General features: G+C 54.2%; 19 protein-coding genes. 10 read left to right on the top strand and 9 right to left on the bottom strand.

Annotation, left to right across the window (positions count from 1 at the left end; genetic code table 11):
* The first annotated feature begins 170 nt into the window (after positions 1–170).
* The 4 genes from dmsA (at position 171) to JLG71_RS18525 (ending at position 5,525) form a co-directional block, all read left to right on the top strand.
* Positions 171–2,609, top strand: coding sequence for a dimethylsulfoxide reductase subunit A (gene dmsA / locus JLG71_RS18540; protein ID WP_032720981.1), 2,439 nt, complete (start codon positions 171–173; stop codon positions 2,607–2,609).
* Positions 2,610–2,619: 10 nt separating this feature from the next.
* On the top strand, positions 2,620–3,237 hold the full coding sequence (locus tag JLG71_RS18535; protein WP_009653301.1) for a DMSO/selenate family reductase complex B subunit: 618 nt from the start codon (positions 2,620–2,622) through the stop codon (positions 3,235–3,237).
* A gap of 1 nt (position 3,238) precedes the next feature.
* Positions 3,239–4,102 (top strand): dimethyl sulfoxide reductase anchor subunit family protein, encoded by an 864-nt coding sequence (locus JLG71_RS18530; RefSeq protein ID WP_025107512.1) that lies wholly within the window; start codon positions 3,239–3,241, stop codon positions 4,100–4,102.
* A 274-nt stretch (positions 4,103–4,376) separates the two neighbouring features.
* Complete coding sequence (locus JLG71_RS18525; protein ID WP_009653261.1) at positions 4,377–5,525, top strand: MFS transporter; 1,149 nt, start codon at positions 4,377–4,379, stop codon at positions 5,523–5,525.
* A gap of 39 nt (positions 5,526–5,564) precedes the next feature.
* Here the strand turns inward: JLG71_RS18525 and JLG71_RS18520 are convergent, their stop codons facing one another.
* Genes JLG71_RS18520 through JLG71_RS18500 form a run of 5 tightly spaced genes read right to left on the bottom strand, consistent with a single transcriptional unit; the run spans position 5,565 to position 9,335 of the window.
* Complete coding sequence (locus tag JLG71_RS18520) at positions 5,565–6,002, bottom strand: PTS sugar transporter subunit IIA (protein ID WP_200913743.1); 438 nt, start codon at positions 6,000–6,002, stop codon at positions 5,565–5,567.
* Positions 6,003–6,055: 53 nt separating this feature from the next.
* A complete protein-coding gene (locus JLG71_RS18515) occupies positions 6,056–6,967 on the bottom strand; it encodes a transketolase family protein (protein ID WP_200913742.1) in 912 nt (303 codons plus the stop codon).
* Complete coding sequence (locus tag JLG71_RS18510; RefSeq protein ID WP_025107509.1) at positions 6,967–7,764, bottom strand: transketolase; 798 nt, start codon at positions 7,762–7,764, stop codon at positions 6,967–6,969. The genes JLG71_RS18515 and JLG71_RS18510 overlap by 1 nt, the downstream gene beginning before the upstream one ends.
* 12 nt (positions 7,765–7,776) lie before the next feature.
* Positions 7,777–9,042 (bottom strand): PTS ascorbate transporter subunit IIC, encoded by a 1,266-nt coding sequence (locus tag JLG71_RS18505; RefSeq protein ID WP_014228634.1) that lies wholly within the window; start codon positions 9,040–9,042, stop codon positions 7,777–7,779.
* Positions 9,043–9,059: 17 nt separating this feature from the next.
* A complete protein-coding gene (locus tag JLG71_RS18500; protein WP_014228635.1) occupies positions 9,060–9,335 on the bottom strand; it encodes a PTS sugar transporter subunit IIB in 276 nt (91 codons plus the stop codon).
* A gap of 122 nt (positions 9,336–9,457) precedes the next feature.
* Between JLG71_RS18500 and JLG71_RS18495 the strand changes: the two genes are divergently transcribed.
* A complete protein-coding gene (locus JLG71_RS18495) occupies positions 9,458–10,315 on the top strand; it encodes a MurR/RpiR family transcriptional regulator (RefSeq protein ID WP_116280383.1) in 858 nt (285 codons plus the stop codon).
* A 54-nt stretch (positions 10,316–10,369) separates the two neighbouring features.
* Here the strand turns inward: JLG71_RS18495 and pflA are convergent, their stop codons facing one another.
* The 4 genes from pflA to ycaO form a co-directional block, all read right to left on the bottom strand.
* On the bottom strand, positions 10,370–11,110 hold the full coding sequence (gene pflA, locus JLG71_RS18490; RefSeq protein ID WP_004871674.1) for a pyruvate formate lyase 1-activating protein: 741 nt from the start codon (positions 11,108–11,110) through the stop codon (positions 10,370–10,372).
* Between the two features lie 203 nt (positions 11,111–11,313).
* Positions 11,314–13,596, bottom strand: a complete 2,283-nt coding sequence (gene pflB, locus JLG71_RS18485; RefSeq protein WP_014228637.1) for a formate C-acetyltransferase — start codon at positions 13,594–13,596, stop codon at positions 11,314–11,316.
* Positions 13,597–13,647: 51 nt separating this feature from the next.
* Positions 13,648–14,505 carry a formate transporter FocA gene (focA, locus tag JLG71_RS18480; protein ID WP_004849465.1) on the bottom strand — a complete coding sequence of 286 codons (858 nt, stop codon included), beginning with the start codon at positions 14,503–14,505 and terminating at the stop codon, positions 13,648–13,650.
* 386 nt (positions 14,506–14,891) lie between these two features.
* Positions 14,892–16,652, bottom strand: coding sequence for a 30S ribosomal protein S12 methylthiotransferase accessory factor YcaO (gene ycaO / locus JLG71_RS18475; RefSeq protein ID WP_014228638.1), 1,761 nt, complete (start codon positions 16,650–16,652; stop codon positions 14,892–14,894).
* A 114-nt stretch (positions 16,653–16,766) separates the two neighbouring features.
* On the opposite strand from ycaO, the gene JLG71_RS18470 reads away from it, so the two are divergent.
* The 5 genes from JLG71_RS18470 (at position 16,767) to rpsA (ending at position 22,878) form a co-directional block, all read left to right on the top strand.
* Positions 16,767–17,459, top strand: a complete 693-nt coding sequence (locus JLG71_RS18470; RefSeq protein WP_014228639.1) for a DUF421 domain-containing protein — start codon at positions 16,767–16,769, stop codon at positions 17,457–17,459.
* A 186-nt stretch (positions 17,460–17,645) separates the two neighbouring features.
* Entirely contained in the window at positions 17,646–18,734 is a 1,089-nt protein-coding gene (serC, locus tag JLG71_RS18465; RefSeq protein WP_004849472.1) for a 3-phosphoserine/phosphohydroxythreonine transaminase, read from the top strand.
* Positions 18,735–18,807: 73 nt separating this feature from the next.
* Positions 18,808–20,091 (top strand): 3-phosphoshikimate 1-carboxyvinyltransferase, encoded by a 1,284-nt coding sequence (gene aroA, locus JLG71_RS18460; RefSeq protein ID WP_200913741.1) that lies wholly within the window; start codon positions 18,808–18,810, stop codon positions 20,089–20,091.
* A 292-nt stretch (positions 20,092–20,383) separates the two neighbouring features.
* Positions 20,384–21,067 (top strand): (d)CMP kinase, encoded by a 684-nt coding sequence (gene cmk / locus JLG71_RS18455; RefSeq protein ID WP_004849475.1) that lies wholly within the window; start codon positions 20,384–20,386, stop codon positions 21,065–21,067.
* Between the two features lie 137 nt (positions 21,068–21,204).
* Positions 21,205–22,878 carry a 30S ribosomal protein S1 gene (gene rpsA / locus JLG71_RS18450; RefSeq protein ID WP_004100702.1) on the top strand — a complete coding sequence of 558 codons (1,674 nt, stop codon included), beginning with the start codon at positions 21,205–21,207 and terminating at the stop codon, positions 22,876–22,878.
* Positions 22,879–22,983 lie beyond the last annotated feature (105 nt).

Genomic DNA, 22,983 nt, shown 5'->3' with positions numbered 1-22,983 from the left:
GGGCGCTTTTTTTTTACCCCCTTCTTGATACCGGGCAATAATCGCCTTCGCGATTACGAAGATACTCCCTTTGGATTAAACAGGATAAAAAACTAATAAAGGTTAATTTCGTTGTATATATAACTATATAACGGCATTAAGTTAATTGTGAGCAACCAAAGCGAGTATCTATGAAAACCAAAACCTCCGATGCTTTACTGGCTGCTGAGGTGAGCCGGCGTGGTTTAATGAAAACCACGGCGATTGGCGGGCTGGCGATGGCCAGCAGCGCTTTTACCTTACCCTTCACGCGCATTGCCCAAGCCGCAGACAACCTCAACCCCGCCAGCGAAACGGTCACCTGGAGCGCCTGTACGGTGAACTGCGGCAGCCGCTGCCCGCTGCGGATGCATGTGGTGGGTGGTGAGATAAAATATGTTGAAACGGACAATACCGGCGACGATAGCTACGACGGTCTGCATCAGGTTCGCGCCTGTCTGCGCGGCCGCTCGATGCGTCGACGCGTCTACAACCCGGACCGCCTGAAATATCCGATGAAGCGCGTGGGCAAACGCGGCGAGGGCAAATTCGAGCAAATCAGCTGGGAAGAAGCGTTCGATACTATCGCCAGCAATATGCAGCGCCTGATAAAAGAGTACGGTAATGAGTCCATCTATCTGAACTACGGAACGGGAACCCTCGGCGGAACCTTGACTCGCTCATGGCCACCGGGGAAAACCCTGATTGCCCGCCTGATGAACTGCTGCGGCGGCTATCTCAACCATTATGGCGACTACTCCACCGCGCAAATTGCCGCGGGACTGAACTACACCTACGGCGGCTGGGCCGATGGCAATAGCCCGTCGGATATCGAAAACAGCAAGCTGGTGGTGCTGTTTGGCAATAACCCCGGGGAAACCCGCATGAGCGGCGGCGGAGTGACCTACTACCTGGAACAGGCGCGGGAGAAATCCAACGCCAGGCTGATTATTATCGATCCACGCTATACCGACACCGGCGCCGGACGCGAAGACGAGTGGATCCCTATCCGCCCGGGAACCGATGCCGCGCTTGTCTCCGCGCTGGCGTGGGTGATGATTAACGAGAACCTCGTTGACCAGCCTTTCCTCGACAAGTACTGCGTAGGCTATGACGAGAAAACGCTGCCGGAAGGGGCGCCGGCCAATGGCCACTATAAGGCCTATATTCTCGGTCAGGGCAAAGACGGTATCGCGAAGACCCCTGAGTGGGCGTCGACGATTACCGGCATTCCCCAGGCGCGTATCGTGCAGCTGGCGCGCGAAATCGCCAGCGCTAAACCTGCCTATATTTCTCAGGGCTGGGGCCCACAGCGACATGCCAACGGTGAGCTGGTTTCCCGCGCGATTTCCATGCTGGCAATCTTAACCGGCAACGTCGGGATTAACGGCGGCAATACCGGCGCGCGTGAAGGTTCTTACTCCCTGCCTTTTGAACGTATGCCGACGCTGGATAATCCGGTGGAAACCAGTATTTCCATGTTTATGTGGACCGATGCGATTGAGCGCGGGACGGAAATGACCGCACTGCGCGACGGCGTGCGCGGCAAAGATAAGCTCGACGTGCCTATTAAAATGGTCTGGAACTATGCCGGTAACTGCCTGGTCAACCAGCATTCAGAGATTAACCGTACCCATGACATCCTTCAGGATGACAAGAAGTGCGAGATGATTGTGGTCATTGATTGCCATATGACCTCCTCGGCGAAATATGCCGATATTCTGCTGCCGGACTGTACGGCTTCGGAGCAGATGGATTTTGCCCTCGATGCCTCCTGCGGCAACATGTCATACGTGATTTTTGCCGATCGGGCCATCAAGCCGCGTTTTGAATGCAAAACCATCTATGAGATGACCACGGAGCTGGCGAAGCGCATGGGCGTTGAGCAACGTTTCACCGAAGGCCGCACTCAGGAAGAGTGGCTGCGTCACCTCTATGAGCAATCCCGTAAAGCGATCCCGGCGCTGCTGCCGTTTGATGAATTCCGCAAGCAGGGAATCTTCAAACAGCGCGATCCGGAAGGCCACCACGTTGCCTATAAAGCTTTCCGCGAAGATCCCGCCGCCAATCCGCTCACGACGCCGTCAGGGAAAATTGAAATCTACTCTGCGCAGCTGGCGGAAATTGCCGCGACCTGGGAGCTGAAAGAAGAGGATGTTATCGACCCGCTGCCGATATACAGCCCTGGGTTTGAAAACTATGACGATCCGCTGGCGAAAAAGTATCCGCTGCAGCTGACCGGTTTTCACTATAAAGCCCGCACACACTCCACCTACGGCAACGTTGACGTACTGAAAGCCGCCTGCCGTCAGGAGATGTGGATCAACCCGCTTGATGCACAGAAGCGCGGTATCGCCAATGGCGATCGGATCCGCATTTTTAACGATCGCGGTGAAGTGCATATCGAGGCCAAAGTGACCCCGCGCATGATACCGGGCGTGGTCGCGCTGGGTGAGGGGGCCTGGTATAACCCGGACGCAGGCCGCGTGGATCAGGCTGGCTGCATTAACGTGCTGACCACCCAACGCCCGTCGCCGCTGGCGAAAGGCAATCCATCGCATAGCAACCTCGTCCAGGTTGAAAAGCTGTAAGGAGTAACCGATGACAACTCAATATGGATTTTTTATTGATTCCGCCCGTTGCACCGGTTGCAAAACCTGCGAACTGGCTTGTAAAGACTATAAAAACCTCACGCCGGAAGTGAGCTTCCGTCGTATCTACGAATACGCCGGCGGCGACTGGCAGGAGGATAACGGCGTCTGGCAGCAAAACGTCTTTGCCTATTACCTCTCTATTGCCTGCAACCATTGTGAGGATCCGGCCTGCACCAAAGTTTGCCCGAGCGGGGCGATGCATAAACGTGAAGATGGCTTTGTCGTTGTCGATGAAGATGTCTGTATCGGCTGTCGCTATTGCCATATGGCCTGCCCGTACGGCGCGCCGCAGTACAATGCGACAAAAGGTCATATGACCAAATGCGACGGCTGCCACGAGCGCGTCGCCGACGGCAAAAAGCCGATTTGCGTGGAATCTTGCCCGCTGCGCGCGTTAGATTTCGGCCCGATTGAAGAGCTGCGCCAAAAACACGGCCAGCTGGCCGCCGTTGCGCCGCTGCCTTCGGCCCACTTCACTAAACCGAGTATCGTGATTAAACCTAACGCCAACAGCCGACCGTGTGGAGATACCACCGGCTACCTGGCCAACCCGAAGGAGGTGTGAGATGGGGAGTGGATGGCATGAATGGCCGCTGATTGTTTTCACGGTCTTTGGTCAGTGCGTGGTGGGCGGCTTTATTGTGCTGGCTCTGGCGCTAATGAAAGGCGACTTATCGCGTGAACAGCAACAGCGCGTCGTGTGGAGCATGTTTGGCCTGTGGGTGCTGATGGGCGTGGGCTTTATTGCCTCAACCCTGCATCTTGGGTCGCCCATGCGCGCGTTTAACTCGCTTAATCGCGTAGGCGCCTCGTCGCTCAGTAACGAAATCGCCAGCGGGGCGCTTTTCTTCGCCGTTGGCGGCATTGGTTGGCTGCTGGCGGTGGTCAATAAGCTACCGGCGGGGCTGCGTCATCTCTGGCTGGTCATTACCATGGTGCTGGGGATTATCTTCGTCTGGATGATGGTCCGCGTCTATAACACTATTGATACGGTACCCACCTGGTATACGGTCTGGACGCCGCTTAGCTTCTTCCTGACGATGTTTATCGGCGGTCCGCTGCTGGGATATCTGCTGCTGCGCGTTGCCGATGTCAACGGCTGGGCGATGCGCCTGCTGCCGGCGGTGACCCTGCTGGCGCTGGTGATTAGCGCCATCGTGGTGCTGATGCAAGGCAGCGAGCTGGCGACAATCCATAGCTCTATTCAGCAGGCCTCGGCGCTGGTGCCAGCCTACGGCTCGCTGATGGCGTGGCGCCTGGTTGCGCTGGCGTTGGCGCTGGTCTGCTGGATTGCCCCCCAGCTCAAAGGCTACCAGCCTGCGCTGCCGATGCTGGGGCTGGCTTTTGTGCTGGTGCTGATCGGCGAGACGATCGGCCGCGGCGTCTTCTACGGCCTGCATATGACCGTTGGAATGGCAATCGCCAGCTAATCGCCCTTTATCGCGCCAGAAACCCTTATTCTGGCGCGATAAAAAGTGCGGTCGATTCATGAAATATTTCTACCGATATTCCCACCGCTATTTTCCAATAAATTAATAAAAACAATGGAATAATATAAATAGCTATTCTGTTGTCGATCCGCTGGATAAAAAACTTCTATCGTTCCCCCGCAAACCGCGTCACGCCTGATTTCAGGCGGATTGACAATGTTTGCAGCAGTGGCATGATGCGCACGAAATCTGAACTCCATCACGGTTTATATCCATGACCATCTACACCCGGCCAGTGCAAATGCTGCTCTGTGGCCTGCTTTTGTTGACCCTGGCGATAGCGGTTTTAAATACGCTCGTCCCGCTTTGGCTCGCCCATGAAAATATGCCGACCTGGCAGGTCGGGATGGTGGGCTCGTCCTATTTTACCGGTAATCTGGTGGGAACATTGCTTGCCGGATGGGTAATTAAGCGTCTGGGCTTTAACCGCAGCTATTACCTGGCATCGGTTATTTTTGCCGTGGGCTGCGTGGGTCTTGGTATTACGCTGGGTTTCTGGAGCTGGTTCAGCTGGCGCTTTATCGCCGGCGTCGGCTGCGCGATGATTTGGGTGGTGGTGGAGAGCGCGCTGGTCTGTAGCGGCACTTCGCGGAGCCGGGGTCGCCTGCTGGCGGCGTATATGATGATTTATTACGTCGGCACGGTGCTGGGCCAGTTAATGGTCAGCAAGCTGCCGACGGATCTGATGAGCGTTCTGCCGTGGGTGACGGCGCTGGCGCTGGCGGCCATTCTGCCGCTGCTGTTTGCTCGCGTGGCGACTCAGGCCGATGAGCCGCACGAACCGGCGCGTATCTGGCCAATGTTAAGGCTGCGTCAGGCCCGTCATGGCGTCAACGGCTGCATTATTTCCGGCATTGTGCTCGGTTCGCTGTATGGCCTGATGCCGCTGTGGCTCAACCACCAGGGCGTTAGCGATTCCGGCATCGGCTTCTGGATGGCGGTGATGGTGAGCGCGGGTATCGTGGGGCAGTGGCCGATTGGCCGGCTCGCCGATCGCTACGGCCGTCTGCTGGTCCTGCGCGTTCAGGTGTTTGTGGTGATTCTCGGCTGTCTGGCGATGTTAAGCCAGGCCGCAATGGCGCCCGCGCTGTTCGTGCTGGGCGCTTCCGGCTTCACGCTCTATCCGGTGGCTATGGCCTGGGCCTGCGAAAAAGTTGAGCGTCATCAGCTGGTGGCGATGAACCAGGCGCTGTTAATGAGCTATACCGTGGGCAGCCTGCTTGGGCCGACGCTGACCGCCATGCTGATGCAGAACTTCTCTGACAATCTGTTGTTTATCATGATTGCCAGCGTGTCATTCATCTATCTGCTGACGCTGCTGCGCAAAGCGGGGCACCATCCTACGCCGGTGGCGCACGCCTGATTTTTCAGAACATAGCCAGGGCACGTCCCTGGCTATGGATTAATGCGACGCAAGAAGCGCAATAAACTGTGCCCGGTTTTGCACCGTGCTGTATCGCTGAAGTCTCTCCCCCTCATCCAGCCAGCAGACTAACCGCTGGATGGTCTGGATATGCTGTTCACTATCGGCCGCCGCCAGTACGACTATCAGCCGAATGCCGGGATGCTCCGGAAAATCAACGGCCTCGCTACAGCAAAGCAGCGAAAGCGCGCTGTTTCTGCTCAGCACGCCGGCTTCCGGACGCGCGTGCGGTAGCGCAAACGCCGGGCTCAATATATACCAGGGGCCATCCTGCTCCGTGGCGCTGATAATAGCCCTGGCATAGCCCCCGGTGATTTTTCCCTGCTCCTCAAGCGGGCGGCAGGCGAGATGAACGGCACTGCGCCAGCTCAGGCGGTCGCTGGTGAACTGACAGGCGGAAAATAGCCTCTCTTCCATAAACGTTCCCTTTACGCGCGAGCCGACCGCCAACTGACCGGCTCGCCTGGTGGTTAACGTAGCGCGTTAAACAGCGCGTCTCCCGAGATGCCATATTTCGCTTTTAGCTGCCTGCTATTACCCGATTCGGTAAATGTGTCCTGCGTTCCCAGACGCGTAAGGCGCACCGGATGTGCCTTTTGCGCCAGGGTTTCCGCGATCAGGCCGCCGAGGCCGCCGTTGACGGTGTGATTTTCAAGCGTAGCGATAAGCGGGCAGCCTTCGACCAGCCGATAAAACGCCTGCTGGTTGAAGGGTTTGACGGTTGCAACGTGAATAAGCTTGCCCTTTTTGCCGCTGGCGAGCAGCTTTTCATAGCCGTCGGTAGCCTGTTCCAGTACCGTTCCTTCAAACAGAATCGCAAAATCCGTGCCGCTGTCGGCGATGGCGGCGATATCGCTGACCCGGGGAACGACGCTTTTGTCGCGAACCGGCATCGGCTCGCGCGCCACGCGAATATAAACGGGTCCCTTTATTTTTGCCGCCTGCTCGAAGGCCTCGGCGATTTCTTCCGCATCTGCCGGGGTCAGGACGGTTAATCCCGGAAGGACGCGGGTCAGCGCTAAATCCTCCAGCGCATGGTGCGAAGCGCCGTCCGGGCCATCATCCATACCGGGGTGGCTACCGACGAGTTTAATATTGGCTTTGGCATAGCAGGCCTGCCGCAGCTGGGTCCAGGCGGTGCCGGTGACGAACATCGCAAAGTTAACATAGAAGGGCATAAAGCCTTCCAGCGCCTGGCCGACCGCGAAGCTCATGGCGGAACCTTCCGCAATGCCCATTTCGAAAAAGGCCTCAGGATAGACGGCCTGAAACTGGTCGGTACGGGTAGAGCTGGCTAAATCGCTGTCGATAACAACAACGGGATAGCCCTTTTCTTTTAGCGCAATCAGGGCATGCCCGATCTCATCACGGGGTGCTTTCATCACTGTAACTCCTCCATCGCCTGCTGAAATTGTTCTTTGCTCGGGGTTTTTGAGTGCCAGTCGCCGTTGTTTTCCATATAGCTGACGCCGGAACCTTTGGTGGTGCGCGCCACGATGGCGACAGGTTTACCTTTCAGGTGACGGGATAGCATCAGGGTATCGGCAACCTGATGCATATCATTGCCGTTGTGCAGTTCCAGTACATGCCAGCCAAAGCTGCGGATTTTGTCCGCCAGCGGCTCGAGATTAATGACGTCATTGACCGGATCGTGGGAAGAGAAGCCGTTGTAATCGATGATGGCGACCAGATTATCCATTTTCATATGCCCGGCCTGCTGTAAGGTTTCCCAGATTTGGCCTTCATGCATTTCGCCATCGCCAACGATGGCAAATACCCGGTGCGGATCGTTGCGCCGCTTTTTGGCGGCCGCCATACCAAAAGCAATCGACAGCCCCTGGCCAAGCAGTCCGGTTGTCGCATCGACTTCCGGCAGCGACTTAATGCTCGGGTGCCCCTGCAGGCGCGAGTTGATCTGTCGGAACGTATTGAACTCGCTGCGCTCGATCTTGCCTTGTTGATACAGCATGGCGTACTGCGCGGCGACGGCGTGGCCTTTACTCATCACCACGCGCGAGCGGGGGGAGGCGGCCAGATCGACTTCCTGGTAATAGAGCCAGGTAAGCACGTCGATTATCGACAGCGCCCCGCCCGGATGGCCAATTCCGGACTCGTAAATCATGGTGACGATCTCGCGGCGGGCGGCAAGCGCGTGGGATTTCAGTTCATCAATGTTCATGTTCATTCCTTCTTAGGGCAGCATTTTACCGATGTAGTACACGACCAGACCCAGAGCGACGAAGTCGGTTTCCGGGAAGCTGGTGCCTGAAAGACCGACGGATTCCATAATCGGGTAAATCAGCGCCGGGCCGATGCCGATCAGGATCCCGGTGATAAAGCTTCCGGCAATCGCGCCTTTCCAGCCGCCGGAGGCATTACCAAATACCGCTGCGGTCGCGCCAATAAAGAAGTAGGGAATGGCTACCGGGATAATCACGGTTTGGCCAAGGATCGCCAGAAAGCCCATCACCACCAGCCCGCCGACAAACGAAGAGATAAACCCCAGCACCGTGGCGGTCGGGGCGTAGGGGAAGACCACCGGGCAGTCGAGCGCGGGTTTGGCGTTAGGAATAAACTTCTCCGAGATACCGAGGAAGGCCGGAACAATTTCTGACAGCAGCAGGCGTACGCCGGTAATGATGATGTACAGCGAAGCGGTAAAGGTCAGCGACTGAAAGAGCGGGTAAACCAGCCAGTGCATCCCGCCTGCCGCTGCGGTGACCGCGGCTTTTCCGGCAGCGAGCGCGGCGATGTAGTAGAAGATGCTCACCGAGATCGACACCGAGACGATGTAATCTTTAAAGATCCCCAGCCAGCCGGGAAGATTCAGCTTTTCGGTGGATTGTTTCGGATCGCCGACCTTTGCGCCAATCCAGCCGGAGGCGGCGTAGGCCAGGGTGACGTAGTGCCCCATCGCTATCTCATCATTACCGGTAATTTTTCGCATCCACGGCTGCGCAATGGCCGGATAGAGGCAGGCGGCGAGACCCAGCAGCACGGAGCCGACAATGATGGTCGTCATGTCGCTGTAGCCCAGCGCCTTCAGCGTTACGGTAAGCAGCGCGGAGAGATAAAGATTATGTTGCCCGGTAAGAAAGATGTATTTAAACGGCGTCACGCGGGCAAAAAACAGGTTCCAGCCAAAACCAATCACCATGATCAGCGACACGCACATGGCAAATTTGGTTTGCGCCAGTCCGGTTAGCGCTTCTGCCAGCGGCATGACGCCCTTCAGGCCAAATCCATCGCTGAATAAGGTCTGAAAGTTACCCAGGGAAGTGACTGCCAGACCGGCGCCACCGGCAAAAACCAGAAAGCCGACGATGGTTTTGAAGGTGCCGGAAAGGACTTTTTCAATCGGCTTACGTTGGATTAACAGGCCGATTAATGCAATAAAGCCAACTAAAAGTGGGGTTACGCCCAGAATGTCGAATACAATAAATCTGAGGAAATCCATATTGCCTCCGGGAGAGGTTAGTTGCTTTGAACGATATCGGTGAGCGCAGACTCCATCTCTTCACTGTTCATCAGGTCGGTGATGCCGACCGCTCTGAATCCGGCGGCTTCGACTTCGTCGGTGAGATCGCGCATAGTGATGACAAAATCAATATCTCGCCAGGTGCGTAACCCTGAGAGGACATCGTGCTCCAGCTCGATATTCCAGCCGTGCTTGTCGATGATTTTTTGTGCTTTGATTTTGAGCATTAAGGAGCTGCCCATACCGGTACGACAGACTATGAGACCTTTCATTCGATGTTCTCCTGTTTGTAAAAATAATTATTTTTATTTGTTTGTATGAGATAATAATTATTATCTTTGCGGCAGGACGAAAGATGTGACTGTGTTTGCATTTTGAGCAAATAAGGCAAAACATGAGCCAGATAGACAATAACTTGTTGATAAGCATAAGAAACGGAGCTTCAGGGCTAAGCCCGATACTGGAGAAAGTTGGCCGTTTTATTACGGAAAATCCTGACTTTGTGATGCGTCACACGATTTCAGAACTGGCCGACTCCATTGATACCAGTGAGGGGAGTATCACCCGTTTTTGTCGGGCCTTTGGTTTTAAAGGTTTCTCGGATTTCAGAACCGCGCTGGCGATGGAGCAGGGTGCCGCGCGCTCGGAAGACCACGGTATCAACGAGAGCGAAGAGATTGCGCCGGTGCTGGCGAGCATTCGCGACAGTAATGCCATTGTCGATAACCAGGAGCTGAAAGCCGCGGCCGACTGGCTTAACACCCTGAACAGCATTGCTATCTATGCCGTGGGCACGGCGGTGCCGGTGGCGTTGTTCCTGCAGATGAATTTAATCAATATGGGTAAGGCGGCCAGCTTTATCGATCGCTCCTATCCGGCGGCGATGCCGCTGCTTTCGGATAACCAGAAAACCGGCATTATTGTGGTGCATAGCGAACAGGCGTCGGCGGATATGATGCAGGCCCTGTCGCTGGCAAAGCAGCAGGGCGTTAAAATTTTATCGCTGACCCGCGGGACGTTTGCGCCGCTGGCCCGTTTATCTGACTGGAATCTTCAGGCGGCGGTGGCTTTACAGGGGGAAGGGGAGTCGGGGTTTGCGGAAATCGCTGGCGCAATGATGGTGGCCGACCGGATCCTCAGCGCGCTGGAAGAGCAGGATGAACGCTATGCGGAATACCGAAAAGCGCATCAGAAGCGCATTTTCTCGATTGAGAGCGTGGCGAATAAGCTGTCGGAATATTTTATGTCCTGACGCTGATTTTGTTGGGGAAACACCCGGTAGCGCAATCTCTACCGGGCGGGGATTTTAGTACATCACTTTATGACCGTACTGTTCCAGAATGCCCTTCACGCGTTCCATGGTCTCTTTCTTTGGCGGATGGACGCCGTCCAGCTTGTACTCTTCGCCCATGGCTACCCATTTATGCTTGCCCAGCTCGTGGTACGGCAGCAGTTCGATTTTCTCGACGTTGCCCATGTCACGAGTAAACTCGCCCAGGCGATGCGCGGAATCATCATCGTCGGACCAGCCCGGAACCACAACGTAGCGGATCCAGACGTTGATGTTTTTGTTTGACAGGTAACGGGCAAACTCCAGCGTCCGATGGTTAGAGACGCCAACCAGATTCTGGTGAATTTCATCATTCATTTGCTTGAGATCGAGCATCACCAGATCGGTGACTTCCAGCAGTTCATCAATAACCGGGTCGTAGCGGCGCACAAAGCCGTTGGTATCGAGACAGGTATGAATACCTTCTTTCTTACAGGCGCGGAACCAGTCGCGAACAAATTCGGCCTGCAGGATAGCCTCGCCGCCGGATGCCGTCACGCCGCCGCCGGATGCGTTCATAAAGTGGCGATAGGTCACCACCTCTTTCATCAGCTCTTCAACGGTAATCTCTTTGCCGCCGTGGGTATCCCAGGTGTCGCGGTTGTGGCAATAGAGGCAGCGCATCAGGCAGCCCTGGAAGAAGGTGATAAAGCGGATCCCCGGGCCATCGACGGTGCCACAGGATTCAAAGGAGTGAATGCGACCAATTGTTGACATTGCGGTGATATCTCCGAATTTGGCCCATCCGGGGCCTATGTAGATGCACAGCTCAAAGGCTATGTCGAGTCTGTTTTGGCTGTTATCCATAAAGTATAGACAGCAGACAAAAGAGACTGGGGCAGGATGATATTGCTAAAAAGGCCCCACTTGCGTGGAGCCTTTATTGTACGCTTTTTACTGTACGATTTCAGTCAATACCATTACATGGTCTGAGTGAAGGTACGAGTAATAACGTCCTGCTGCTGTTCTTTCGTCAGGGAGTTAAAACGTACTGCGTAGCCGGATACGCGGATGGTCAGCTGCGGATATTTTTCCGGGTTTTCCATCGCGTCGAGCAGCATTTCGCGGTTCATAACGTTGACGTTCAGATGCTGACCGCCTTCGATGGACGCTTCGTGGTGGAAGTAACCATCCATCAGGCCGGCGAGGTTAGTTTTACGAACTTCGTCGTCTTTACCCAGCGCGTTCGGCACGATAGAGAAGGTGTAAGAAATACCATCTTTCGCGTAAGCAAACGGCAGTTTCGCAACGGAGGTCAGAGAGGCAACAGCACCTTTCTGGTCACGGCCGTGCATCGGGTTAGCACCCGGTCCGAACGGAGCGCCAGCGCGACGACCGTCAGGGGTGTTACCGGTTTTCTTACCATACACAACGTTAGAGGTGATGGTCAGAACGGACTGAGTCGGGATAGCGTTGCGGTAGGTGTGCAGTTTCTGAATTTTCTTCATGAAACGTTCAACCAGGTCAACGGCCATATCATCGACGCGAGAGTCGTTGTTACCAAACTGCGGGTATTCGCCTTCGATTTCGAAGTCGACAGCCAGACCGTTTTCGTCACGAATCGGTTTAACTTTCGCATATTTGATTGCAGACAGGGAGTCAGCCGCAACGGACAGACCTGCGATACCACATGCCATGGTGCGGATAACATCACGGTCGTGCAGCGCCATCAGGGAAGCTTCGTAGCTGTACTTGTCGTGCATGTAGTGGATGATGTTCAGCGCAGTGACGTACTGTTTAGCCAGCCAGTCCATGAAGTGATCCATGCGGTCCATCACTTCGTCGAAGTTCAGAACGTCGCCTTTGATCGGTTCAGATTTAGGACCAACCTGCATTTTCAGTTTTTCATCAACGCCGCCGTTGATTGCGTACAGCATGGTTTTCGCCAGGTTAGCACGCGCGCCGAAGAACTGCATTTGCTTACCAACAACCATCGGGCTTACGCAGCAAGCGATAGCGTAGTCATCGTTGTTGAAGTCAGGACGCATCAGGTCATCGTTCTCGTACTGCAGAGAAGAGGTATCGATGGACACTTTCGCGGCGTATTTTTTGAAGCTCAGCGGCAGTTTTTCAGACCACAGAATAGTGATGTTCGGCTCCGGAGACGGCCCCATGGTGTACAGGGTGTTCAGGAAACGGAAGCTGTTTTTGGTGACCAGAGTACGGCCGTCAACGCCCATACCGCCGATAGATTCAGTTGCCCAAATCGGGTCGCCAGAGAACAGTTCATCATATTCAGGGGTACGCAGGAAACGAACCATACGCAGTTTCATGACCAGGTGGTCAATCATTTCCTGTGCGTCTTGCTCGGTGATTTTACCGGCTTTCAGGTCACGTTCGATGAAGATGTCCAGGAAGCTGGAGGTACGACCGAAGGACATTGCCGCGCCGTTCTGAGATTTAACGGCAGCCAGGTAGCCGAAGTAGGTCCACTGGATAGCTTCCTGAGCGGTGGTTGCCGGACCAGAGATATCGCAGCCGTATTTTGCCGCCATTTCTTTGATCTGACCCAGCGCACGGTGCTGTTCAGAGATTTCTTCGCGCAGACGAATAGTTCCTTCCAGATCTTCGCCGTTTTCCAGTTTCTCTTGCAGAGAGACGAACTGAGCGTATTTGTCTTTCATCAGGAAGTCGATACCGTACAGCGCAACGCGACGGTAGTCACCGATGATACGACCACGGCCATAGGCATCCGGCAGACCGGTCAGAACGCCAGATTTACGGCAGTTCAGGATGTCTTTGGTGTAAACGTCAAACACGCCCTGGTTGTGAGTTTTGCGGTATTCAGTGAAGATTTTCTTCAGCATCGGGTCCAGCTCGCGATTGTACGCTTTGCAGGAACCTTCTACCATTTTGATGCCGCCGAACGGGATAATCGCGCGTTTCAGCGGAGCTTCAGTCTGCAGACCAACGATTTTCTCGAGACCTTTCTCGATGTAGCCAGCGTCATGAGAAGTGATGGTGGATGCAAGGGAAGTATCAAAATCAACAGGCGCGTGAGTGCGGTTTTCCTGTTTAACGCCTTCCATTACGGTGTCCCACAGCTTGGTGGTCGCGTCAGTTGCGCCAGCCAGGAAGGACTCGTCACCTTCGTACGGGGTATAGTTTTTCTGGATGAAGTCGCGGACGTTGACTTCGTTCTGCCAGTCACCTTTCGCAAAACCTTCCCAGGCTGTGGCTAACTTTTCATTAAGCTCGGACATGTAACACCTACCTTCTTAAGTGGATTTTTTATTTACTGCCTGAAACAACCCTTAGTGATGGTCGTCGCCACGCAGGTAAATGACCCAGTATGTCAACCCAACCAGCAGACCACCGCCGATGATGTTCCCGATAGTTACCGGAATCAGGTTATCAGTGATGAAGTTCATGACGGTCAGGTGAGAGAAACTTTCCGGAGTTGAACCGACAGCGGTCCAGAATTCCGGGCTTGCAAAGTCGCGGATAACGATACCCAGCGGGATCATAAACATGTTCGCGATACTATGCTCAAACCCGCTGGCAACAAACATTGCCACCGGTAAAACCATAATCATGGCTTTATCCATCAGGCTGCGGCCGGAGTAGCTCATCCATACCGCAAGGCAGACCATCAGGTTTGCCAGGATACCCAGGCACACGGCTTCAACAAAAGTATGGTGCATTTTGTGGTCGGCGGTTTGCAGAACGTTAAGTCCCCATTGACCGTTGGCAGTCATATATTCGCCTGAAAGCCACATCAGCAATACAAAGAGTAAGCAACCAATCAGGTTACCAACATAGACGTTGAGCCAGTTTTTCGCCAGTTGACCCCATGTGATTCTTCCGCTGGCTTTCGCGACAACGATAAGAACGGTTGAGGTAAACAGGTCGGCACCGCAAATAACGCAGAGAATCAAACCTAGTGAGAAGCAGATGCCTCCAATCAGTTTGGCAACCCCGAATGGCATCCCGGCCGTGCCGGTTGTCGCGGTAATATAGAAAACAAAAGCGATAGAGATGAAGACACCTGCGGTGATCGCCAGATAAAACGTCTTTATCGGATGTTTTGTCGCTTTATAGACACCCGCTTCTTCGGCGACTTTCGCCATGGCAGCAGGGAGTAAAAGATCAAAAGGGTTGTCAGCTTTCACACTAACTCTCTCTTTATGTAAGTTGGCGGTGAGATACTAACAAAGCATTATAGAAGGGAATTTGATGTAGATCATATCCTACCGGAACTATAGGCCTTTTGAGTGTGTGGATTTGCCTTAATGTTTATTTAACTTATTGTTTTTTAATGAAAAAATAAATTTTAAAATTTACAAATAATGTTGATTATTTTCATTTTGCCCCCCGTTTTTCGGTTAATTAAAATGGGGTATTTTTATTAAAATTAACAATATTTGCGGGGGGGTTTTATTATTTCTCACCACTAATTAACTTTATGGCTACAATCGGGCTTTGGGGTTGCGGAAAACATAAAAACGGGGGCCTTCGCCGGCCCCCATAATAGGGTTGTTCAGGCAGTAAAGCGCGCTTATTTACCCCAGAATGCTGCTTTTGCGCGCTGCAGCTTTTCGTAGGCTTTCAGCAGCGACTGATGAGCCGGGAACGCGAGCAGGTCGCTGTCTACTGCCTGCAGGCCGTAGAACGGCGCTTCTCCGCTCAGCGCGGCGCTGGCGGCTTCTACGGCATCGGCGCCGTACATGCGTACAAAAGCGTTCAGATACTGCAGCGGCTGGCGCTCCTCTTCCTGGCTCAGCAGCAGCAGGGTTTGCAGGCAGCGGTAGTAATTGGCGCGCTCGGCGCTAAAGATGGAGGCGTTGAACTCCATGGTCCACTCGGTCCAGATTAGCGCCTGCTCGAGATCGCCGCCCGCCAGCGCGAGCATGGCTTTCAGCTCGCCAATGCGCAGCGTATACCAGCCGTTGTCTTTGCCGGTCGCCAGACCCAGCAGTTCGCGCACGCGGGTGAAGTCATCAAGGCCTTCATCGTCCATTTGTTCGATAAGCGCCAGATAATCTTCTTTTTCCCACTCGCTTTCCGGCAGGGAAAGAATCGTTTCCCGCAGAGGCGCGCCCATGCTGTTATTCGCCAGCCAGAGGTCTTCCGCCGGATAAATATCAGACATGCCCGGGACAATGATTCGGCAGGCGTAGACGCTCAGGTGTTCGTAATCGGCGATGTAAACTTCTTTATCTTCTTGTTTAAAGATAGCCATCAGGGTGGCGAACTCTTCCTCCGTGGTTCCGGAGAAGCTCCAGTCCACGAACGGGTAGTCGGCATCCTGCTTAAACATATCCCAGGAGATCAGGCCGCTGGAATCGATAAAGTGCGTTTCAAGGTTCGCATGTTCGGCAACTTCTTCATCGTCGAAGGTGGGCGGCGTGAAGACGTCGAGATCTTTCAGGCTGCGGCCCTGGAGCAGTTCGGTAACGGTACGTTCCAGCGCCACGCCGAAATCGGGATGCGCGCCGAAAGAGGCGAAACAGGTGCCGTTAGCTGGGTTAAACAGCACGACGCAGATAACCGGATATTTGCCGCCGAGCGAACCGTCATAAGCGAAAATCGGGAAACCTTCGGCCTCCAGCTTATTGATCGATTCAACTACGCCCGGATAGCGCGCCATCACCTCCGCCGGGATCTCCGGCAGACTGATGCTTTCGGCGATAATGCGGTTTTTAATATGCCGTTCGAACACTTCTGAGAGGCCCTGAACGCGGGCTTCGTTGCGGGTGTTGCCCGCGGACATCCCGTTAGAAACGTACAGGTTGCCGACAATATTCATCGGAATATAGACCGTTTCACCATCAGACTGGCGGGTGAACGGCAGACCGCAGACGCCGCGATCGTCATTCCCTGACTGCAGATCGACCAGCATGCTGGCGGTTAACTGATCGTCAGGATCGTAGAACGCGCGCAGGCGGGTATCCAGCAGGCCTTCCGGTACTTCGTCATCGTCGGTTAACGGGAACCATTTTTCATTCGGATAGTGAACGAAGGGACCGTTGGCGATAGTCTCGCCCAGCCAGAAGTCGGCAAAGAAATAGTTGGTCGAGAGACGCTCAAAGTACTCTCCGAGCGCGGAGGCCAGCGCGGCTTTTTTGGTGGCGCCTTTGCCGTTGGTGAAGCACAGGGCGCACTCTTTATCGCGGATATGCACTGACCAGACGTGCGGAACCGGGTTGAGCCATGAGGCCTCTTCAATATCGAATCCGAGGTCGTGCAACTTCTGCTGGAAGCGAGCGATGGAATCTTCCAGGGCGGCATCTTTGCCGGGAATAAATGTTTGAGTCATGGCAGTCACTTTTATCGTACGTAAAGCGCGCAATGATACGGGTTTTAGATGACGGGTGCTATCTCCATCGTCTGGCTATGCTTATGTCACTCAATAACTGTTCAGGCGTTAATCATGAAGACATTTGACTGGCATCGTATGGCACTGGATAAAGTGCCCGTGGAATTTCTGGCCGAGGTGGCATTACGGAGCCTCTACACCTTCGTACTGGTATTTATTTTTCTCAAGATAACCGGTCGGCGGGGCGTTCGTCAGATGTCACTGTTCGAAGTGCTCATCATTTTGACCCTCGGTTCGGCCGCGGGCGACGTCGCATTCTATGATGACGTTCCGATGCTGCCGGTACTGGCGGTTTTTATCACTCTGGCCCTGCTGTACCGATTGATTATGTGGCTGATGGGGCATAGCGAAAAACTGGAGGATCTGCTGGAGGGTAAGCCGATTATTGTTGTGGAAAACGGCGAGCTGGCCTGGGAGAAACTGCAGGCGGAAAACATGACCGAATTTGAGTTTTTTATGGAGCTGCGAATCAGCGGGGTTGAGCAACTGGGGCAGGTGCGGCTGGCTATTCTGGAAACCAACGGGCAGATCAGCCTCTATTTCTATGAGGATGACGATGTTAAAGCCGGACTCTCCATTCTTCCTTCCCGCTTTACCGATCGTTTTACCACGATACCCCGGGACGACGAGTATGCCTGCGTTCGCTGTAGCGCAATCCTTACGCTACGAGCCGGGGATAAACAATTATGCCCTCGCTGCGCAAATGCAGAATGGTCGAAGGTCAGCCGGGCAAAAAGAGTCACCTGACAGCAATTATGTCGGTTTTATGACGTCAAGCTGGCAGATTCTTTTGTGTGAGCGAGGCCGCATTTCCCCGACGCTCAGTTTTAGCCATTGCGGTGCGTGTCACTGAATGATAAAACCGATAGCCACAGGAATAACTTATGCCCGCGACGGTTCGCGGGTAAATAACATAGCAAGTGGTGAGGGGAAATGGCTCAGGTCTATAACTTCAGTTCAGGCCCGGCAATGCTGCCGGCGGAAGTACTCAAACTGGCACAAAAGGAACTGTGCGACTGGAACGGTTTGGGGACGTCGGTGATGGAAATCAGCCACCGTGGTAAAGAGTTCATTAAGGTGGCTGAAGAAGCGGAACAGGATTTTCGCTCCCTGCTCAATATTCCTTCCAACTATAAAGTTTTATTCTGCCACGGCGGCGGTCGCGGACAGTTTGCCGGTATCCCGCTGAACCTGCTTGGCGATAAAACCGTTGCCGACTACGTCGATGCCGGCTACTGGGCGGCCAGCGCGGTAAAAGAAGCGCATAAATACTGCACGCCGAACGTGATCGACGCCAAAATCACCGTTGACGGCCTGCGCGCGGTTAAGCCGATGAGCGAATGGCAGCTGACCCCTGGCGCGGCCTATCTGCACTACTGCCCGAACGAAACCATTGACGGTATTGCCATTGAAGAAGCGCCAAACTTTGGCGACGATGTGGTCGTCACGGCGGATTTGTCATCGACGATTTTATCCCGTGAAATTGACGTCAGCCGCTATGGCGTGATCTACGCGGGCGCGCAGAAAAACATCGGTCCCGCAGGTCTGACGCTGATTATTGTGCGCGAAGATCTGCTGGGTAAAGCCAGCGTAGCCTGCCCGTCGATTCTTGATTACTCCATCCTTTCCGCCAATGACTCCATGTTTAACACGCCGCCGACGTTTGCCTGGTACCTGTCAGGTCTGGTGTTTAAATGGCTGAAAGAGCAGGGCGGCGTTGCCGCTATGGATAAAATCAACCAGCAGAAAGCCGACCTGCTGTATAGCACCATCGATAACAGCGGTTTCTATCGCAACGATGTCGCTGCGGCGAACCGCTCGCGCATGAACGTGCCGTTCCAGCTGGCGGACAGCGCGCTTGATAAACTGTTCCTCGAAGAGTCCTTTGCCGCAGGTCTGCATGCGCTGAAGGGCCACCGCGTCGTGGGCGGCATGCGCGCTTCCATTTATAACGCCATGCCGCTGGCGGGCGTGAAGGCGCTGACCGACTTTATGCAGGACTTCGAACGCCGTCACGGTTAATCGTCGCCGCGTTTTTTCATCCCCGCAGCCGGTCTGCGGGGTTTTTATTCTGTTTGTTTGAGAGTTGAGTTTAATGGAATCCCTGACGTTACAACCCATCGCACGCGTAGATGGCACGATTAACCTGCCCGGGTCCAAGAGTGTCTCTAACCGTGCCTTGCTGCTGGCGGCTTTGGCCCGCGGCACGACGGTGCTGACCAACCTGCTGGATAGCGACGATGTACGCCACATGCTGAATGCCCTGAGCGCGCTGGGAGTTCATTACACCCTGTCTTCCGATCGTACCCGCTGTGAAGTCACCGGCAACGGCGGCCCTCTGCAGGCGGCTGAAGCATTAGAACTGTTCCTCGGTAATGCCGGAACGGCGATGCGTCCGCTGGCGGCGGCGTTATGTTTAGGCCGTAACGATATTGTGCTGACCGGCGAGCCGCGAATGAAAGAGCGGCCGATTGGCCACCTGGTTGACGCGCTGCGTCAGGGCGGGGCGCAGATTGATTACCTGGAGCAGGAAAACTACCCGCCGCTGCGCCTGCGCGGCGGTTTCAGCGGCGGCCAGGTTGAAGTGGACGGCAGCGTTTCCAGCCAGTTTCTGACCGCGCTCCTGATGACCGCCCCGCTGGCGCCTCAGGATACCGTCATCGCGATTAAAGGCGATCTGGTTTCCAAACCTTATATTGATATTACGCTGCACCTGATGAAAACCTTTGGCGTTGAGGTTGAAAATCAGTCTTACCAGCGTTTTATCGTACGCGGCAATCAACACTACCGCTCGCCGGGCGACTACCTGGTTGAAGGCGATGCCTCCTCGGCATCCTACTTCCTCGCTGCCGGCGCAATTAAGGGCGGAACGGTGAAAGTCACCGGTATTGGCCGCAACAGCGTCCAGGGCGATATCCGTTTTGCCGATGTGCTGGAAAAAATGGGCGCAACCGTCACCTGGGGCGATGACTTCATTGCCTGCACCCATGGTGAAATGAACGCCATCGATATGGATATGAATCATATTCCGGATGCGGCGATGACTATCGCCACGGCGGCCCTGTTTGCGAAGGGCACCACGACGCTGCGCAACATCTATAACTGGCGTGTCAAAGAGACCGATCGTCTGTTTGCGATGGCCACGGAGCTGCGTAAAGTGGGGGCAGAGGTGGAAGAGGGGGAGGATTACATCCGCATTACTCCGCCCGCGAAGCTCCAGTTTGCTGAGATCGGCACCTATAACGACCACCGTATGGCAATGTGCTTCTCGCTGGTGGCGCTTTCCGATACGCCGGTCACCATCCTTGATCCGAAGTGTACGGCGAAAACGTTCCCGGACTACTTTGAGCAGCTGGCGCGAATCAGTACGCTGGCCTGAATAACGCGCGTTTAAGGTAAAAACGCCGGCCATCGTGTCGGCGTTTTTTTATGCCCGCGTGTTAAACCGGCAAGCCCTGGCGCAGTACATTCGCGCTGGCATCGCCGCAGATTAACGGTAAAACGGCATCATCTTCCGGGCTGTTGCTCTGTCAGCCCGCTATAATTGCACAATTCTTCCACAGGAGATTTCCTGTTATCCGTAATTTACAAGCAATGCTCACTTTCCGTCGAAGAGATGCGTATAATGCGCGGCGTTTATATATTGATGCGCCTTGCTGAAGGAGAAAAAGATGACGGCAACAGTTCCGGTAATCACCATTGATGGGCCTGGCGGTGCGGGCAAAGGCACCTTATGCAAGGCAATGGCAGAAACGCTGGGCTGGCATCTGCTCGACTCTGGGGCGATTTATCGCGTGCTTGCTCTCGCTGCGCTACATCATCATGTGGATGTTGAATCCGAAGAGGCGCTGGTGCCGCTGGCTGCGCACCTGGATGTTCGTTTTGTCTCCACTAACGGTAGCCTGGAAGTGGTACTGGAGGGGGAGGACGTTAGCGCTGAGATTCGCACTCAGGATGTAGCCAACACGGCCTCTAAAGTAGCGGCTTTTCCCCGCGTGCGTGAAGCGTTGCTGCGCCGCCAGCGGGCCTTTCGCGAATTGCCAGGCCTGATCGCCGACGGACGCGATATGGGCACCGTCGTATTCCCTGATGCGCAGGTGAAAATTTTCCTTGACGCCTCCGCGGAGGAACGTGCTCATCGCCGCATGCTTCAGTTGCAGGAGAAGGGCTTTAGTGTTAACTTTGATCGCCTTTTATCCGAGATAAAAGAGCGCGACGATCGCGACCGCAATCGTACAGTCGCGCCGCTGATCCCGGCTGCCGATGCTTTGGTTCTTGATTCAACAGAACTAAACATTGAGCAAGTGATTGAAAAAGCGCTACACTATGCGCGCGAAAAACTGGCTTCCGCTTAATCGTCTTATCGATAAAGCACAACAGCCTCCGAATTATAGCAGTACCCCCGCAGCAATGGAGTGTTAGCGGGTATGTTAAACAACCCCATCCGGCATGGAGCCAGGTGGACGTTAAATATGAAACCTGAAGATTAAACATGACTGAATCTTTTGCTCAACTATTTGAAGAATCCTTAAAAACAATCGAAACCCGTCCGGGTTCCATCGTTCGTGGTGTTGTTGTTGCTATCGACAAAGACGTAGTACTGGTTGACGCCGGTCTGAAATCTGAGTCTGCCATTCCGGCAGAGCAGTTCAAAAACGCCCAGGGCGAGCTGGAAATCCAGGTTGGTGACGAAGTTGACGTTGCTCTGGATGCAGTAGAAGACGGCTTCGGTGAAACCCTGCTGTCCCGTGAGAAAGCTAAACGTCACGAAGCTTGGATCACGCTGGAAAAAGCTTACGAAGACGCTGAAACTGTAGTCGGTATTATCAACGGCAAAGTTAAAGGTGGCTTCACTGTTGAGCTGAATGGTATTCGTGCGTTCCTGCCGGGCTCCCTGGTAGACGTTCGTCCGGTGCGCGATACGCTGCACCTGGAAGGCAAAGAGCTTGAATTCAAAGTCATCAAGCTGGACCAGAAACGTAACAACGTTGTTGTTTCTCGTCGTGCCGTTATCGAATCCGAAAACAGCGCAGAGCGCGATCAGCTGCTGGAAAACCTGCAGGAAGGCATGGAAGTTAAAGGTATCGTTAAGAACCTCACTGACTACGGTGCATTCGTTGATCTGGGCGGCGTTGACGGCCTGCTGCACATTACCGATATGGCATGGAAACGCGTTAAGCATCCGAGCGAAATCGTAAACGTTGGCGACGAAATCACTGTTAAAGTGCTGAAGTTCGACCGCGAACGTACTCGTGTATCTCTTGGCCTGAAACAGCTGGGCGAAGATCCGTGGGTAGCTATCGCTAAGCGTTATCCGGAAGGTACCAAACTGACCGGTCGCGTGACCAACCTGACCGACTACGGCTGCTTCGTTGAAATCGAAGAAGGCGTTGAAGGCCTGGTTCACGTTTCCGAAATGGACTGGACCAACAAAAACATCCACCCGTCCAAAGTTGTTAACGTTGGCGATGTAGTGGAAGTTATGGTTCTGGATATCGACGAAGAACGTCGCCGTATCTCCCTGGGCCTGAAGCAGTGCAAAAACAACCCATGGCAGCAGTTCGCGGAAACCCACAACAAGGGCGACCGTGTTGAAGGTAAAATCAAGTCTATCACTGACTTCGGTATCTTCATCGGCCTGGACGGCGGCATCGATGGCCTGGTTCACCTGTCTGACATCTCCTGGAACGTTGCAGGCGAAGAAGCAGTTCGTGAATACAAAAAAGGCGACGAAATCGCAGCAGTTGTTCTGCAGGTTGACGCAGAGCGCGAGCGTATCTCTCTGGGCGTTAAACAGCTCGCAGAAGATCCGTTCAACAACTGGGTTGCACTGAACAAGAAAGGCGCAATCGTAAACGGTAAAGTCACTGCAGTTGACGCTAAAGGCGCAACCGTAGAGCTGGCTGACGGCGTTGAAGGTTACCTGCGCGCTTCTGAAGCTTCCCGTGACCGCGTTGAAGATGCAACTCTGGTTCTGAGCGTTGGCGACGACGTTGAAGCTAAATTCACCGGCGTTGATCGTAAAAACCGCGCAATCAGCCTGTCTGTTCGTGCGAAAGACGAAGCTGACGAGAAAGATGCAATCGCAACTGTTAACAAACAGGAAGATGCAAACTTCTCCAACAACGCAATGGCTGAAGCTTTCAAAGCAGCTAAAGGCGAGTAATCTTAGTCTTTCGGGTTACAACAACCTGAATTACGACGAGTTTACTTGACAGATTGCAGGATTCGTCCTGTAATCAAGCACAAAGGGCGGCTACGGCCGCCCTTG

Source organism: Klebsiella michiganensis (genome assembly GCF_015139575.1).
Taxonomy (GTDB): Bacteria; Pseudomonadota; Gammaproteobacteria; order Enterobacterales; family Enterobacteriaceae; genus Klebsiella; species Klebsiella michiganensis.
Note: the sequence above shows the minus strand (reverse complement) of the source record. Positions and strands in the feature narration are given on the sequence as shown.

Bases quoted from the DNA above. Each gene is read 5' to 3' on its own strand.
- dmsA (WP_032720981.1), top strand. From the start codon at position 171: ATGAAAACCAAAACCTCCGATGCTTTACTGGCTGCTGAGGTGAGCCGG.
- JLG71_RS18535 (WP_009653301.1), top strand. From the start codon at position 2,620: ATGACAACTCAATATGGATTTTTTATTGATTCCGCCCGTTGCACCGGT.
- JLG71_RS18530 (WP_025107512.1), top strand. From the start codon at position 3,239: ATGGGGAGTGGATGGCATGAATGGCCGCTGATTGTTTTCACGGTCTTT.
- JLG71_RS18525 (WP_009653261.1), top strand. From the start codon at position 4,377: ATGACCATCTACACCCGGCCAGTGCAAATGCTGCTCTGTGGCCTGCTT.
- JLG71_RS18520 (WP_200913743.1), bottom strand. From the start codon at position 6,002: ATGGAAGAGAGGCTATTTTCCGCCTGTCAGTTCACCAGCGACCGCCTG.
- JLG71_RS18515 (WP_200913742.1), bottom strand. From the start codon at position 6,967: ATGAAAGCACCCCGTGATGAGATCGGGCATGCCCTGATTGCGCTAAAA.
- JLG71_RS18510 (WP_025107509.1), bottom strand. From the start codon at position 7,764: ATGAACATTGATGAACTGAAATCCCACGCGCTTGCCGCCCGCCGCGAG.
- JLG71_RS18505 (WP_014228634.1), bottom strand. From the start codon at position 9,042: ATGGATTTCCTCAGATTTATTGTATTCGACATTCTGGGCGTAACCCCA.
- JLG71_RS18500 (WP_014228635.1), bottom strand. From the start codon at position 9,335: ATGAAAGGTCTCATAGTCTGTCGTACCGGTATGGGCAGCTCCTTAATG.
- JLG71_RS18495 (WP_116280383.1), top strand. From the start codon at position 9,458: ATGAGCCAGATAGACAATAACTTGTTGATAAGCATAAGAAACGGAGCT.
- pflA (WP_004871674.1), bottom strand. From the start codon at position 11,110: ATGTCAACAATTGGTCGCATTCACTCCTTTGAATCCTGTGGCACCGTC.
- pflB (WP_014228637.1), bottom strand. From the start codon at position 13,596: ATGTCCGAGCTTAATGAAAAGTTAGCCACAGCCTGGGAAGGTTTTGCG.
- ycaO (WP_014228638.1), bottom strand. From the start codon at position 16,652: ATGACTCAAACATTTATTCCCGGCAAAGATGCCGCCCTGGAAGATTCC.
- JLG71_RS18470 (WP_014228639.1), top strand. From the start codon at position 16,767: ATGAAGACATTTGACTGGCATCGTATGGCACTGGATAAAGTGCCCGTG.
- serC (WP_004849472.1), top strand. From the start codon at position 17,646: ATGGCTCAGGTCTATAACTTCAGTTCAGGCCCGGCAATGCTGCCGGCG.
- aroA (WP_200913741.1), top strand. From the start codon at position 18,808: ATGGAATCCCTGACGTTACAACCCATCGCACGCGTAGATGGCACGATT.
- cmk (WP_004849475.1), top strand. From the start codon at position 20,384: ATGACGGCAACAGTTCCGGTAATCACCATTGATGGGCCTGGCGGTGCG.
- rpsA (WP_004100702.1), top strand. From the start codon at position 21,205: ATGACTGAATCTTTTGCTCAACTATTTGAAGAATCCTTAAAAACAATC.